The 14,921-nt window shown below is 68.9% G+C and carries 11 protein-coding genes; 3 read left to right on the top strand and 8 right to left on the bottom strand.

What is annotated here, in order from left to right:
• The first annotated feature begins 45 nt into the window (after positions 1-45).
• The 3 genes from HJ588_RS14110 (at position 46) to phoA (ending at position 3,620) form a co-directional block, all read left to right on the top strand.
• Positions 46-774, top strand: coding sequence for an ABC transporter ATP-binding protein (locus tag HJ588_RS14110; RefSeq protein ID WP_171156639.1), 729 nt, complete (start codon positions 46-48; stop codon positions 772-774).
• Positions 771-2,084 (top strand): FtsX-like permease family protein, encoded by a 1,314-nt coding sequence (locus HJ588_RS14105; protein WP_171156637.1) that lies wholly within the window; start codon positions 771-773, stop codon positions 2,082-2,084. The genes HJ588_RS14110 and HJ588_RS14105 overlap by 4 nt, the downstream gene beginning before the upstream one ends.
• Positions 2,085-2,222: 138 nt before the next feature.
• Entirely contained in the window at positions 2,223-3,620 is a 1,398-nt protein-coding gene (gene phoA / locus HJ588_RS14100) for an alkaline phosphatase (protein WP_171156635.1), read from the top strand.
• A gap of 105 nt (positions 3,621-3,725) precedes the next feature.
• Here the strand turns inward: phoA and HJ588_RS14095 are convergent, their stop codons facing one another.
• The 8 genes from HJ588_RS14095 to HJ588_RS14060 all read right to left on the bottom strand — a co-directional run bounded on the left by HJ588_RS14095 (position 3,726) and on the right by HJ588_RS14060 (position 14,909).
• On the bottom strand, positions 3,726-5,681 hold the full coding sequence (locus HJ588_RS14095; protein ID WP_171156633.1) for a TIGR03960 family B12-binding radical SAM protein: 1,956 nt from the start codon (positions 5,679-5,681) through the stop codon (positions 3,726-3,728).
• Positions 5,682-5,731: 50 nt separating this feature from the next.
• Positions 5,732-7,252, bottom strand: a complete 1,521-nt coding sequence (locus tag HJ588_RS14090) for a glycoside hydrolase family 32 protein (protein ID WP_171156631.1) — start codon at positions 7,250-7,252, stop codon at positions 5,732-5,734.
• A 71-nt stretch (positions 7,253-7,323) separates the two neighbouring features.
• Complete coding sequence (locus tag HJ588_RS14085) at positions 7,324-8,334, bottom strand: LacI family DNA-binding transcriptional regulator (RefSeq protein WP_171156630.1); 1,011 nt, start codon at positions 8,332-8,334, stop codon at positions 7,324-7,326.
• Positions 8,331-9,233, bottom strand: coding sequence for a carbohydrate ABC transporter permease (locus HJ588_RS14080; protein WP_171156627.1), 903 nt, complete (start codon positions 9,231-9,233; stop codon positions 8,331-8,333). The genes HJ588_RS14085 and HJ588_RS14080 overlap by 4 nt, the downstream gene beginning before the upstream one ends.
• A complete protein-coding gene (locus HJ588_RS14075; RefSeq protein ID WP_171156625.1) occupies positions 9,230-10,108 on the bottom strand; it encodes a carbohydrate ABC transporter permease in 879 nt (292 codons plus the stop codon). The genes HJ588_RS14080 and HJ588_RS14075 overlap by 4 nt, the downstream gene beginning before the upstream one ends.
• A gap of 10 nt (positions 10,109-10,118) precedes the next feature.
• The gene (locus HJ588_RS14070) at positions 10,119-11,468 is read right to left on the bottom strand and encodes an ABC transporter substrate-binding protein (protein WP_171156622.1); all 1,350 of its coding nucleotides are present in this window, start codon (positions 11,466-11,468) and stop codon (positions 10,119-10,121) included.
• Positions 11,469-11,470: 2 nt separating this feature from the next.
• Entirely contained in the window at positions 11,471-12,892 is a 1,422-nt protein-coding gene (locus tag HJ588_RS14065) for a GH32 C-terminal domain-containing protein (protein ID WP_171156620.1), read from the bottom strand.
• A gap of 184 nt (positions 12,893-13,076) precedes the next feature.
• Positions 13,077-14,909 carry an AMP-dependent synthetase/ligase gene (locus tag HJ588_RS14060; RefSeq protein ID WP_171156618.1) on the bottom strand — a complete coding sequence of 611 codons (1,833 nt, stop codon included), beginning with the start codon at positions 14,907-14,909 and terminating at the stop codon, positions 13,077-13,079.
• Positions 14,910-14,921: the final 12 nt, after the last annotated feature.

Raw genomic sequence — 14,921 nt, 5'->3', positions numbered from 1 at the left:
TCACGGGCGATCCGCGCGTAGCGGCGCCGCGGCGACGGTGGTGACATGACACAACAGCTGCACGCCACCACTCCCCCGCCGACGGCCGACCGCACCCTCGTCGGCCATCACCTCGTCAAGCGCTATGCACCCTCGGTGCAGGACAGTCCGCCGGCGCTCGCCGGCGTCTCACTCGCGGTCGCCCCCGGCGAGTCCGTCGCGGTCATGGGGCCGTCCGGGTCGGGCAAGACCACCCTGCTGCACGTGCTCGCCGGCATCGTGCGCCCGGACGAGGGTGACGTGATCTGGAACGGCGCCAGCCTGCGCAGCGCCTCCGACGCCAGCCGAACCACGTTGCGCCGCAGCGCTTTCGGCTTCGTCTTCCAGTCCGGGCAGCTCATTCCCGAGCTCCCGGCGGTCGAGAATGTCGCGCTCCCCCTGCTGCTCGGCGGCACCGATCGTCGCCGGGCCGAAGCGCGCGCCGCCGCACTCTTCGCGCCGCTCGGGCTCGCCGGACTGGAACGGCGCCGGCCGGGTGAACTCTCCGGCGGCCAGGCACAGCGGGTCGCGATCGCCCGCGCGCTGGTCGGCACACCGGGGGTCGTCTTCGCCGACGAACCGACCGGCGCACTCGACCAGCACACGAGCGGCGAGGTCATGCACCACCTGACCGGGCTGAGTCGCCACCTCGGCGCGTCCCTGCTGATCGTCACCCACGACGCCAACGTCGCGGGCTGGTGTGACCGCACGCTGCACATGCAGGACGGCCGCATCGTCGGGGAGGCCCGCCGATGAACCTCCTGCCCGCGCTGCACACCGCACGGCGCATCGAGCGCGCGACCGACTCGTCCGGGCGACTGCCGAACACCCTTGCCATCGTTGCCTTCTCGGTCGCGACCGCGGCCCTGCTGATCGCGCTCGCCGGAGTGCACGCCTTCCAGGTGCGCGACGCGACCCAGCCGACCGACGTGTCCTACACCTACGTCGGCCTCGCGGCGTGTGCTGCGGGACTCCTCGCCGCACCCGTGCTCACCCTCGGCGGCGTCGCCGCCCGGCTGACCGTCGGCCGCCGCGACCATCGACTCGCCACACTGCGCCTGGCGGGAGCCACCCGCACCCAGGTCGTCGTGATCACCCTCGCCGAGTCGGGTCGCCTCGCGCTGGTCGGCTCACTCATCGGCATCGTGCTGTATGCCGTGAGTCTCGCTCCACTGTCGACCCTCCACTTCGGCGGAAAGCCCTTCAGCTACGGCGAACTCGTGGTGCCGCTCTGGTGGTTCCCCCTGGTCGTGCTCGGCGTGACGCTCCTCGCGGTCGGGTCCGGAGCGATCGGACTGCGACGGGTGGCGATCAGCCCGCTGGGCGTGACCGCCCGGCATACACCCCGCGGGCTGAGTGTCGTCCGGCTGCTCGTCACCGCCCTGGTCGCCGTGACCTGGATCGCGATCGGCACGGCGCTGCAGGAGGCGGACATCGTCGTGCTGATGCTCATCGTCGCGGTGATGGTCGCGGTCGCCAATGTCGTCGGACCGTTCGTGCTCGGGCTGGCGGGCCGGGTCATCGCACGCACCGCACGCCACGCGCCGACGCTGCTCGCGGCGCGCCGGATCGTCGATGACCCCAAGAACGCGTGGCGCGCGGTGGGTTCGATGGGTCTGGCGATCACCGTTGCGGGAGTGGGCGGTTCGATGGGATCGATCGACAGCTCCGGCATGGACCGCAGTCAGCAGCTCATCGCCCAGGACATGCGCACGGGGTCATTGCTGACCGTCGGCATCATCGCGGTCATCGCCGCCACCTCGACCTGCGTGGTGCAGGCGGCCCGGGTCGTCGACCGCCGGGGCGAGCTGCGCGCGCTGTCCCGCAGCGGCGCGCAGGGGCAGACGCTGATCGCCGCCGCGCTGCGCGAGACCTCACTGCCGCTCGCGATCACCGTGGTGCTCTCGACGGGCTTCACGATGGTGATGATGGCGCCGTTCGCGCGTTACCTGAGCCCGGCGACCGGCGCCTGGATCGTCGTCGCGGTGGTCGCGAGTGTGGCGCTGATGCTGGGCACCGTGCGGCTCACCCGTCCGCTGATCCGCCAGGCCGTCGCCGAGGTATGACGGGAGCACCGGGTGTTCACCGGGTCTTCAACGGCAGGTCGGGTCCCCGGCAACTACGGCCGCTTGCATCAAGGGTTGGGCCCGGACCTCAAGGAGTGCATCCCCGACGCACCGCCGGCGCCCGGTGGAGGGACGAACATGACTGCACGTAAGCGCGTCTCGCGTCGCGCGAAGGTCCTCGGCGCGGGCATCGCGGCCGCTGCCCTGGTCGGCACGGCGGCCGCGACCGCCAGCCCCCTGACGGCGGGCGGCAACGGCCACGGCAAGGGCGGGAAGCAGCCGCGCAACGTCATCCTGCTGATCGGCGACGGGATGGGCGACTCCGAGATCACGGCGGCGCGCAACTACCAGGTGGGTGCGAACGGCCGTCTCAACCTGGACACCCTGCCGAGCACGGGTGCCTACACGACCTACTCGCTGATGAAGGGCACCAACACCCCTGACTACGTGACGGATTCGGCGGCGTCGGGTTCGGGTTGGGCCACCGGCACCAAGACCTACAACGGCGCCATCAGCGTCGACACCAACGGCAAGAAGGTGCCCACGATCCTGGAGAACGCCAAGGCGGCGGGCTACAACACCGGCGACGTCAGCACCGCCGAGATGCAGGACGCGACCCCGGCGGTGCTTGGCTCGCACGTGACCAGCCGCGACTGCAAGGGCCCGTCGGCGACCAGCGCCAAGTGCCCGGCCAACGCGATCGAGAACGGCGGCGACGGGTCGATCTCCGAACAGCTGATGCAGACGCGCCCCGACGTGCTGCTCGGCGGCGGCCGCAAGTATCTCGACGAGAAGGTGACCGCGGGCACGTACGCCGGCCAGACGGTCCTGGACCAGGGTCGCGCGCAGGGCTACCAGGTGGCCACCAACGCCACCGAGCTGCAGAACGCTCCGCTCGGCAAGCCGTTGCTCGGGGCGTTCGCACCGGGCAACCTCGACCTGGAGTGGGTCGGCCCGACACCGACCCGCGAGGGCACCCCCGCGCAGCGTTGCGCGGTCAACCCCAAGCGCGACGCCGCGCAGCCGCACCTGTCGCAGATGGCCGACGTCGCCATCAACCGGCTCGACGCACTGAGCCGCGACGGCAAGGGCGCCAAGGGCCGCGGCGGCAGCGACGACAAGGGCTTCTTCCTGCAGATCGAGGGCGCCTCGATCGACAAGCAGGACCACGCGGCCAACCCGTGCGGTCAGATCGGTGAGAACGTCGAGTTCGACAAGGCCGTCGGCAAGGCGCTCGACTACCAGAAGAAGAACCCGAACACGCTCGTCGTCGTCACCGGCGACCACGGCCACACCAGCCAGATCGTCGGCGCCGGCAGCAAGACCGCCGGTTTCACCGCGACCCTCACCACCGCGGACAACGCCCCGATGACGATCAGCTACGCCACCTCCGCGGAGCTGACCGGCCAGGAGCACACCGGCACCCAGATCCGGATCGCGGCGGGCGGCCCGCAGGCCGACCGGGTCGAGGGCGTCACCAACCAGACCGACCTGTTCACCACGATGTCGGTGGCGCTCGGCCTGAAGGGCGACTGACCCGTCAGCCGCACGACCCGGCACACCGTATGACGCGAGGCGGCGCCCGACCGGGCGCCGCCTCGTGTCGTCGTCATCCGGCCGACGCCGTCACGCCGTCATCCGTCATACAACGGTCAGCGGCAGCAGCTTCTTGCCGGTCGGGCCGATCTGGATCTCGGTGTTCATCTGCGGGCACACGCCGCAGTCGAAGCACGGCGTCCAGCGGCAGTCCTCGACCTCGGTCTCGTCCAGCGCGTCCTGCCAGTCGTCCCAGAGCCAGTCCTTGTCGAGGCCCGAGTCGAGGTGGTCCCAGGGCAGCACCTCGTGCTCGCTGCGCTCGCGGGTGGTGTACCAGTCGACCGAGACCGGGCTGTCGGCGAAAACCGTTGCCGCAGAGTCCATCCAGCGGTCGTAGCTGAAGTGTTCGCTCCAGCCGTCGAAGCGGCCGCCGTCGCGCCATACGGCCTCGATGACCGCACCGACCCGGCGGTCGCCACGGCTCAGCAGTCCTTCGACGATGCCGGGCTTGCCGTCGTGGTAGCGCATGCCGATCGACGAGCCGAGACGACGGTCGGACCGGATCGCCTCGCGCAACTTTGCGAGCCGGGCGTCGGTCTCCTCCGCGCCGAGCTGCGCCGCCCACTGGAAGGGCGTGTGCGGCTTGGGCACGAAACCGCCGATCGAGACGGTGCAGCGAATGTCCTTGCGGCCACTCACCTTCCGACCGGTCTCGATGACGCGCTTGGCCATGTCGGCGATCTGCAGCACGTCCTCGTCGGTCTCGGTGGGCAGCCCGCACATGAAGTAGAGCTTCACCTGCCGCCAGCCGGCGGAGAACGCCGCGGCGACGGTGTTGATGAGGTCGTCCTCGCTGACCATCTTGTTGATGACCTTGCGGATGCGCTCGGAGCCGCCCTCGGGCGCGAAGGTCAGCCCGGAGCGGCGACCGCCGCGGGTCAGCTCATTGGCGAGGTCGATGTTGAACGCGTCGACGCGGGTCGAGGGCAGCGACAGGCCGGTCTGACTGCCTTCGTAGCGGTCGGCCAGACCCTTGGTGATGTCCGCGATCTCGGAGTGGTCCGCCGACGACAGCGACAGCAGCCCGACTTCCTCGAATCCCGTTGCGGCCAGGCCCTTTTCGACCATCTCGCCGATGCCGGTGATCGACCGCTCCCGCACGGGGCGGGTGATCATGCCGGCCTGGCAGAAGCGGCAGCCTCGGGTGCACCCGCGGAAGATCTCCACCGACATGCGCTCGTGCACGGTCTCGGCCAGCGGCACCAGCGGATGCTTGGGGTAGGGCCACTCGTCGAGGTCCATCACCGTGTGCTTGGAGACCCGCCACGGCACGCCGGTCGCGTCCGGCGAGGGCGCGACCCGCTTGATGCGGCCGTCGGGCAGGTAGTCGACGTCGTAGAACCGCGGCACGTAGACGCCACCGGTGCGCGCGAGCCGCAGCAGCAGTTCGACGCGGCCGCCGGGCCGGCCCTGCGACTTCCAGGCGCGGATGTGCTCGGTGATCGCGAGGACGGCCTCCTCGCCGTCGCCCACGACGGCGGCGTCGATGAAGTCGGCGATCGGCTCGGGGTTGAAGGCGGCGTGGCCGCCGGCGAGCACGATCGGGTCGTCGTCGGTGCGGTCGGCGGCGTGCAGCGGGATGCCGGCCAGGTCGAGCGCGGTCAGCATGTTGGTGTAGCCGAGCTCGGTGGAGAAGGACAGCCCGAAGACGTCGAAGTCGCGCACCGGCCGGTGTCCGTCGACGGTGAACTGCGGCACGCCCGCCTCGCGCATCGCGGCCTCCATGTCGGGCCACACGGCATACGTGCGTTCGGCGAGTGCGTCGGCGCGTTCGTTGAGCACTTCGTAGAGGATCATCACACCCTGGTTGGGCAGCCCGACCTCGTAGGCGTCGGGATACATCAGCGCCCAGCGGGTCGTCAGCTCGTCACCGCCGGGACCGAACCCCCCGCACTGCCAGTCCTTGACGCACGAGTTGAGTTCGCCGCCGACATACTGGATCGGCTTGCTCACGCGCTCGAGCAGCGGCTCGAGCTGCGGGAAAAGGGACTCACCTGCCATGTTTCCAGGGTATGGCGCGGGCCGGTCCCGCGTGAAATCACCGGTGCCGATCAGGCGAAGTCCCGCACCACGATCCCGGAGAAGCGCGCCGCTCCCCCGTCGGTGTAGAGCGACAGGCCGTTGTCGCCGGGCCGGAAGAACACCTGGTGGGAGAGCACGGTGAAGCCTGCGCCCACGAACACCTCGACGCTCTGCCGGTCGACCAGCACGGTCAGCCGCACCGAGCGGGCGGTCGGGTCGATCGGCGCCTCGCTCTGTCCGTAGGTGCCGAAGGAGTAGTCCGCGCGGTCACTCGGGCGCCGGTCGACATACACCGATCCGGCGTAGACGCCGATGTTGGTATGCCGGGATCCGTCGGCCGAGCGGCCCACCGACAGACCGACGTTCGCAGCATCCGACCAACTGATCTCAAGGTCGAGTTGGTATGCGTCAGAAGCAAATTCGAGCACCTTTGCCCCGTCGACGTTCTGATCCGGCAGGACGACCGTCCTCTTCGCGCGCCGCGCGAGGGCCGGGTGCGGCCGGGACAGCAGCGTGTACCAGCCGCCCGGTTGCCGCGCCAGCCGGAGCTCCCGGGTGATCGACATCTGCCCGTTGTAGCCATCGCTGACGTCGGTCGGCACCGTCCGCGCCGCATAGTGCCAGTTGTTCATCCAGGCCAGTCCGAAGCGCCGCGTGGTCGGGCTCCCCGGATCGGGCCAGGTGACACCCGCATACCAGTCCCAGCCCCAGTCGAGCCACTGCGGATCACGGCTGTCGGGCCGGAAGGTGGCGCCGTCCCAGCTGCCGGTCCAGTAGGCGTAGGTGTCCGGCCGGCCGGTGTAGTCGCCCTGGGTGCTGCCCCCGAGGACCCAATGGCTGGTGCCATCGTCGGCGGTCAGCTCGAACAGGTCCGGGCACTCGAAGCCGCCGATGTTGGGGTCGGCGTAGCCGAAGCTCGACCGATAGGTCCAGTGGATCAGGTCCGGTGAGGTGGCGAACCAGAACGACTGCGGCCGCCCGATCACCACCACCCACTCGCCGCGGTGGGCGTCCCAGTGGATCTTCGGGTCGCGGAACCAGTCGCTGCCGTCCGGGTTGGGGATCACCGGCGCGCCGTAGGCGGTGAAGCTCACTCCCCCGTCGGTCGAGAAGTAGAGGTACTGCTCCTGCCGGAAGCGGTCGCCACCGGACGGGCGGGTCGCGAGGACGACAATCGCACCCGCGCCGAATCCGGCGGTGTTCTCGGTGTCGATCACGCTCGAGCCGGTCCAGACCGGGAAGTTGGGCTCCAACGGTATGGCGGTGCCCCCGTCGGCAAAGGTCAACCCGTCGGGACTGCTCGCGCGCTGCCACCACCCGGGTGCGTTGTTCCGGTCACTGTGCAGGTAGTAGAGCTGGTGCCCGGCCGGCGTCACGGCCGGCCGCTGCGGGTCGCTCAGCCAGCCCGACGGTGGGGTGAGATGATAGGCGGCGCGCAGTGAAACTGCTTGTTGCGCAACGGCTTTCCCGGCAGCTGCGCCCAGCGCGGGCAGCGTGGCAGCGCCACACAATCCGGTCATCAGGGTGCGGCGGGAGAGGTGAGACGTCATCGGCTCCTCCTGTGGGGGTCGTGCGGGGTGAGGCGGGTCGCGCGGGTGACGTGAGGTCGTGCGCTGTGGGGTCAGGCGGACGCCCGGCGCACCGGCGGGCACGGGATGCTGACGATGCCGGTGACCGCGGTGTCGTCCAGCCCGAGCAGCACGCGCACGCCCGCGGCTCCCAGCTCGTAGTGCGGCAGCGCGACTGTCGACAGTGGCGGTCGCAGGTGTGCGGCGATGACCTCCTGGTTGTCGAAGCCGATGACCGCCAGGTCATCCGGGACCCCGACCCCGCGCTCGCGCAGCCCGTCATACACGCCCATCGCGACCCGGTCGTTGTGGCAGCACACCGCCGTGACGCCGCGCTCGAGCAACGCCGGCACGACGGCGTAACCGCCCTCCTGATCGGGGCGGGTGTCCATGATCAACCGCTCGTCCACCGGCAGACCGGCCGCCTTCAGCGCGTCCCGGTAACCGATCAGTCGCCCGTCGCGAGCCGGTGAGGCGGTGGTGGTGTTGACGAAGCCGATCCGGCGGTGGCCGGCGTCGATCGCCAGTTGTGCGGCGGTGCGACCACCTCCGATCTCGTCGGGTATGACGGCACGCACTCCCGGGTCGGTCGCGAAGCAGTTGACCAGCACGTGGTCGGACTCGGTCAGCGTGGGCGGCAACTCGACCCGCCGGTGATACCACGTGGAGTAGATGACACCGCGCACCTTGTGCTCGAGCATCATTGCCAGCGCTTCCTTTTCGGCGGCGTCGTTGCCCTCGGTGTTGGCCACGAGCAGGACGTAACCGTGCCGCCACGCCTCGTCCTGGGCGCCGTGGATGATCTGCCCGGCGAACGGCGTCGTGGCGATGGCGTCGGCGACCAGCCCGATGAATTTCGAGCCGCCCCTGACGAGGTTCTGCGCCATGGCGTTGGGCCGGTAGCCGAGGTCGGCAACCGCGGCCTGCACCCGGCGGCGGGTCTCCGGGCCGATGCGAGCACCCGGCTTGTCGTTGACGACGTGGGAGACGGTCGCCACCGACACTCCTGCCGCCGCCGCGACGTCACGCATCGTCACCGGGCGGCCCGCATCGCTCCCCGTCATCCCTTGTTCGCCCCGCTCTCGAGTCCGTAGATCATCGCCCGGTTGAGCACCAGGAAGACCAGCAACAGCGGTGTGACTGTGACACACACGGCGGCGAACGTCGCGGTCCAGTCGACCTTCCCCATCGCGCCGATGTAGTTCTGCAACCCGAGCGGGATCGTCTTGCGGCCTTCGGAGAGCACGAACGTGTTGGCGAAGATGAAGTCGTTCCAGATGAAGATCGCGTTGACCATCACCACGGTGACCACAGTGTTGAGCGACAGCGGCAGCGTGATCCGCGCGAAGATCCGGTAGGGCCCGGCGCCGTCCATCGACGCCGCCTCGTAGGTCTCCCGAGGGATGTACTCGAAGAACGAGGAGAACAGATAGATGGACATCGGCAATGCGAACGCCGCGAGCGGGATGATCATCGACGGGTAGGTGTCGAGCAGGCCGACCCGGGAGTAGTCGATGAACAGCGGCACCAGCGCGATCTGCACCGGCACGACGATGCCGAGCAGGAAGAGCGCCCGCACGGCGCGACTGCCGCGAAAACCCAACACCTGCAACGCATACGCGCCCATCATGCCGAGGACCACGATGAGCGCGATGGCACCGGCGGTCACGATGAGACTGTTGAGGATGTTCTGGCCGAGGTGTCCCTGGTCGAACGCCCGGGCGTAGTTGTCCCACGTGATCGAGCCGGGTATGCCGAAGGGGTTGCCCGAGGCGAAGTCGCGTTCGGGACGGACGCTGGTGACGAACAGCCAGAGCAGCGGGTAGACCTGCACCATCGCGATCAGGACGACGAGGACGCGAGAGACGATGCGGGCCGGACTGCGCCGGTGCTGCGCGGACGGCGCCGGCGGTGGAGGTGCGTCGACCGACGATGTGCGGGCGGGCGCGATGGTGGTGGTCATGCTGTCTTCTCCCGACGCAGGACGAGCAGGATGAGGCCGACCGCGACCAGACACTCGACCACGATGAAGACCGAGATCGTGCTGGCGTAGCCGTAGTTGGTGCTGGTGAAGGCCGTCTTGTACATGTAGGTGGTGACCAGCTCCGAGGACTGCCCGGGACCGCCGCCGGTGAGCAGGTAGGGGATGTCGAACCCGCGTAGGGCATAGGTGGTGGCCATGATCGTCGTGGTGATCCAGACCGGGCGGATGTAGGGAAACCGGATCCGCCAGAAGATCTGCCAGGCATTCGCGCCGTCCAGGGCGGCGGCTTCCTGCAGGTCACGGGGTACGGCGAGCAGAGCCGCGTAGACGATGATCGTGTAGAGGCCGACGAACCGCCAACCCTCCGGCGCCGACACCGCCGCCAGCACCGTGCTCACGTCCGACAGCCAGGGCCGCTGCAGCGCGTCGAGACCGACGGCCCCGAGCACCCCGTTGAGCAGGCCTTCCGGCTCCACGGAATAGATCCGGGCGAAGAGGAACGCGATCGCCACCGTCGAGATCACCGCCGGCAGGAGGTAGAGCACCTTGAAGACCTCGCGCCAGCGCCTGATCGACGTCAGCAGGCAGGCGATCGCGAGGGCGCCACCCAGCTGCAGCACCAGGCAGATCACCAGGTAGCCGAGCGAGTTGGCGAACGCCCGCCAGAAGACCCCGTCGGTGAGCAGGTGCCGGTAGTTGTCCAATCCGACGAACTGCGAGTCGGTGATGCCGTCCCAGCTGAACAGGCTGAGGAAGAGGGATTGTCCGATGGGCAGCAGCACGGCAACCGCATAGAGTGCCAGCGGCGGCACCAGGAAGACCGCGACCGAGAGTCTGGATCGATAGGGAAGCATCGCAAAGTCCTTACTTTCCAGGCTTTTTCGGGGCGTTCTGCGCGATCGTGCGGTCGATCTTCTGGGTGAACGAGCCGGCGGACTGGTCGCCCTGCACCAGCAACACGAGGTCTTGTTGCAGGCGGGTGTTGGAGGTCGGGTCGAGCTGGGTGTCCCAGGGCATCACCAGCTGTGGACCGACCCGGGCCGCCTGGTCGAGCGCCTTCCGGTAGAGCGGAGTCGCGTCCTTCGGGATCGTGGTCGTCACGTTCGTGGTCGGCGACAGTGCGCCGGTTGCGGCATACAGCGACGGGTAGCGAGTGAGCGCGAGCTGCAGGAAGTCGCGAACCAACGGGTCGAAGGTCAGCGAGTTGACCGCCATGCCGATGCCGGAGGGTGCGACGAATTCGTTGTCGGCAGTGGGTGACCCGGGGTTGTTCGGCAGGGTGAAGAAGTCGACGTCCTGGCGCACCTTGGGGTCGAGTTTGGAGGTGGCAAGGCTCGGCAGCTCCCACGTGCCGATGTTGTAGATCGCGGCCTTGCCCGAGGTGAAGAGGTTTTGGGCGTCGGCGTAACCCGTTGCGGAGAAACCGGATTGGAAACATCCGGCCTTCCCGAGCGCGGCCAGCCAGGTGACGGTTGCCTGGCCGGGCGGATCGGCAAGGCTGGCGTCGTCATACTTCAGCTTCGTGATGTAGGACGGACCGGCGGCGCGGAACGCCGGGTAGGCCGCATAGCGCTCCAAAGGCCACTGGTCCTGCCCGTCCAGCGCGATCGGCGTGATGCCGGCCTTGCGCAGGGCGGTGCAGGTCGCCGGGAGGTCGTTGAGTGTCCGCGGCACCGTCACCCCGGCCTTGGCGAACAACGCCTTGTTGTAGAAAAAGTACTCTGCCTGGTATTCGAACGGGATCGTGTAGAGGCGCCCGTCGTCGAAACGCTGATAGTTCAAGGCAATCGGGCGGTAGTCGTCGTAGATCCCGTAGCTGCGCAGCAGCTTGGACACGTCGAGCATGCGCCCCTGCGAGGCGAGCTTCTGCGCGAACGGCGTCGCGTCCGTGTCGAAGAACTCCGGCAGCTTGTTGGCCGCCGCGAGGGTCTCGAACTTCTGGATGTATGACGGCCGGTCCGGCGTCGTGATCAGGTTGAGCTCGAAGCCTGGGTGGTTCTTCGCGTAGTCGGCGGCGATCTGCTTCATCACGGTGATCGTCGCCCCGTCCGCCGGCCGCGACAGCAACCAGGTCACCGGGTGCGCCTTGACCTCACCGGGCGGAGTGACCGCTCCGGAGTCGCCCCGTACTCCGCTGCAGGCGCCGAGGCTCGCCACTGCGGCGACTGCGGCGAGACCGGCGCGGAGACGACGGGTTGTGCGTGCTGCACTCATGGTCAATTCCGTTCGTACAGTTGGAAATCGGTGATCGTCACGGTGCCCTCGCCGACAAAGATGCCGACGCGATCGCCGCGCTCGTCATACATGCGGGTGCTGAGGGTGACGCTGTCGTCGATGCAGACCTGGACCGCCGATCCGTCGAACACAACGTCCAGCGTGTGCGCGCCGGCCGGCAGGGCGACCGGCCGCTCGGTCTCGATCAGGTGCGGCACGTCGCCACTGATCTGCCACTGCTCGCCGCCGGTGCGTCGGCGTGGCCAGCGGTCCTGGACGAGCCGGTTCCGTTTGGGCTCCAACCGGATCGCGTGCGCCTGGTCGCCGTCATCGGTGGCGCGCAGGAGTAGTCCGCACTCGGTGGTCCCTGCCGCGATCTCGAGGGTGACTCGCAGGAGACCCTGCCGCGGGAGCGGCGCCGAGCCCACCACGGCGGCGTAACCATCCGGTGCGTGGAGCGTGGTGAGCGGGACACCGGCCTGACCCGGGCGGTCGAAGCTGGCGAGCAGTGTGTCCGGGAGCGCGAATCGCAGTGTGCCGTCGGCATTCTGGGCGAGTTGCAGGGTCGCCATGGTGCCGGCCCACTGCCAGGGCCCGTCGTCGGAGTCGCCCTCCCGGGTGGCGATCCAGCCGACGAGGTAGCGCCTCCCGTCATACGACACGGACTTGGCGGCGTAGAAGCTGCGACCGTCGATCGTGTCGTGGTGCGGCACCAACCACGGGCCGTCCAGAGTGCGCGCCATCCGGTAGCGCGTGGCGAAGCTGTCGGAGAATTCCGAGAAGACGAGATACCACCAGTCGCCCCAGCGGAAGACGTCCGGGCACTCGTGGGTGACGAATCTTCTTGGGTCCCAAAAGGGTTCGGCCGACTCCCAGTGGACGAGATCGCGTGAGACGCATTGTGCGATCACTCCGCGGCGGCGCTCCGGTCCCTTGTCGTGCCGGGCGGCGAGCAGCATCCGCCATACGCCGTGCTCGTCGTCGCGGATCACGAACGGATCCCGCCAGTCACCGGTCTCGTAACCCTCACCAGCGCCGAACGTGTGCCCCGGATGCTTGACCCAGCCGCCCGTCCCGTCACCGGTGGCGTGCATGACCAGTTGCAGGGGCCGGCCGTCGGCACCGAGCCGGGCCGGATGCTGGCCGGTGTAGAACAGATGCCGGCAGCCGTCGGGTCCGTCGACCACGCAGCCGGTGTAGGCGTTGAGATCGGCCGCGTCCGAGCCACCCGACGACAGTGCCTCGCCGCGGTCGGTGAAGGTCACGAAGTCACTCGTGGTGGCGAGGTGCCACGGCATACCGAGCGCGGGGTCACGGCGGTCGTGCAGGTAGTAGAGCTCGACGGCATCCCCGCCCGCCGCCACCGCCGGGATGACGTCACCGACCCATCCGTCGACGGGCTGGAAGAAGGCGGGCCGGGTCATGACGCTCCTGAAGACGGCTGGGTCAGCACAGCGGTTGACCAGCGGTTAAACGTTTGCGCAGGAGCGTATGGCGCGCGTCACAGGGTGGTCAAGCGTTTAACCAAAGTTAACCAACCCAGATCACGGGCGAGCTTGCGAGCCGGCCCCGCCGTCAGGACCGCGAGGAGGAGCCGGAGCAGAAGAATCAGTCGTAGAGGCTGTCGAGCTCATCCTTGAACTTGCGGGTCACCACGGTCCGCTTGAGTTTCAGGCTGGGCGTGATCTCGCCCTGCTCGACGGTGAGGTCGCGCGGGAGGATGACGAACTTCTTGACCTGCTCCCAGCGGTTGAGGCCGAGGTTGAGTTCGTCGATGTATTCCTGCACCATCTCGCGGGCGGCGTCGGAGGTGACGATCGTGCGGTAGTCGGCGCCCGGCATGCCGTGCGATGCGGCCCAGTCGCCGATGGCGTCGGGGTCGAGGGTGACCAGCGCGGAGACGAACTTGCGGCCGTCGCCCTCGACGACGAACTGTGAGGCGTAGGGGCAGATGCCCTTGAAGCGCGCCTCGATGAGGCTCGGCGCGACGTACTTGCCGTTGGACGTCTTGAAGAGGTCCTTCTTGCGGTCGGTGATCTTCAGGTGCCCGCTCGGCAGCAGCTCACCGATGTCGCCGGTGTGGAACCAGCCGTCGACCAGGGTCTGGGACGTGACGTCGTCGAGGCCGCGGTAGCCCTGCATGACGCCGGGGCCCTTGATCAGCACCTCGCCGTCGTCGGCGATCTTGACCTGCGTGCCGGGCACGGGCCAGCCGACGGTGCCCACGACATTGGCGTCCGGGCGGTTGACGCAGGACGCGGCCGAGGTCTCGGTGAGGCCGTAGCCCTCGAGGATCGGCATACCCATCGCGTCGAACCACTTCGCGACGTCCTGGTTGAGCGCGGCGGAGCCGGAGATGAAGAACCGCACCCGGCCGCCGAAGCGGTCGCGGATCTTACCGAGCACGATCTTGTCGCCGACCGCGTGCTGCGCGCCGAGCAGCGGACTTGCCGACGTGCCGGCGGCGCGGCTGTCGGCGACCTTGCGGGCGTTACCGCTGGCCCAGTCGAAGAGCTTGGCCTTCGCGCCGCCCTCCTCGGCCATCATCGTGGTGATGCGGCCGTAGACCTTCTCGAAGATGCGCGGTGCCGCGCCCATCCAGGTGGGCCGCACATCGGGCAGGTTGTCGACGATCTTGTCGACCCGGCCATCGATCGCGGTCGGGAAGCCGATCTGCAGCGGCAGGGTGAGCAGCACCTTGCCGAAGACGTGCGCGAGCGGCAGCCAGAGATATTGCAGGTCGTCCTCGCCGAGGATGTGGGTGGAGTCGACCGCGGCCGCCTCGTAGGTCCACGCGTCGTGCGGCAGCCGCACGCCCTTGGGCCGGCCGGTCGTGCCGGAGGTGTAGATCAAGGTGGCGAGCGAGTCCGGCTCGATGGCGGCGATGCGCTCGTCCAGCGCCTGCGGGTGGTCGGCGAGGTATGCCGTGCCGAGTCGCTCCAGCTCCTCGAGCGTGATCACCCAGTCACCGTCGCCGGTGCCGTCGATGAGTACGACCTTGCGCACGCCCGGGATCGCGTCGCGGCCGTCGCGCAGCTTGGCGACCTGGTCGTCGTTCTCGGCGAAGACGACCTTGCTGCCCGAGTCGGAGACGATGAAGAGCACCTCGTCGGCGGTCGTCGTCGGGTAGATCGTGGTGGTCGCGGCGCCGGCGAGCATGATGCCGAGGTCGGCGAGCGCCCACTCCAGGCGGGTGGCGGCGGCGATCGCGACCCGGTCCTCGGCATCGACGCCGAGCGCGACGAGGCCGGCGGCGATGCGGCGGGCGCGTTCGTCGGCCTGCCGCCACGTCATCGACCGCCACTGCTCCCCGACGGGATAGCGGAACGCCTCACGGGTGGGGCTGGCCGCGACCCGGTCGATGAACAGCTGCGCCACCGAGGACGCCCGCTGCTCGATGACGGACAGATCGGGCTGCTCTTCGCTGAGCGACTTCACCATGCTCCGGACTCT

This window comes from Flexivirga aerilata, from assembly GCF_013002715.1.
Taxonomy (GTDB): domain Bacteria; phylum Actinomycetota; class Actinomycetes; order Actinomycetales; family Dermatophilaceae; genus Flexivirga; species Flexivirga aerilata.
The sequence above is the reverse complement of the archived record's forward strand: the minus strand, read 5'-3'. Positions and strand labels throughout refer to the sequence as shown.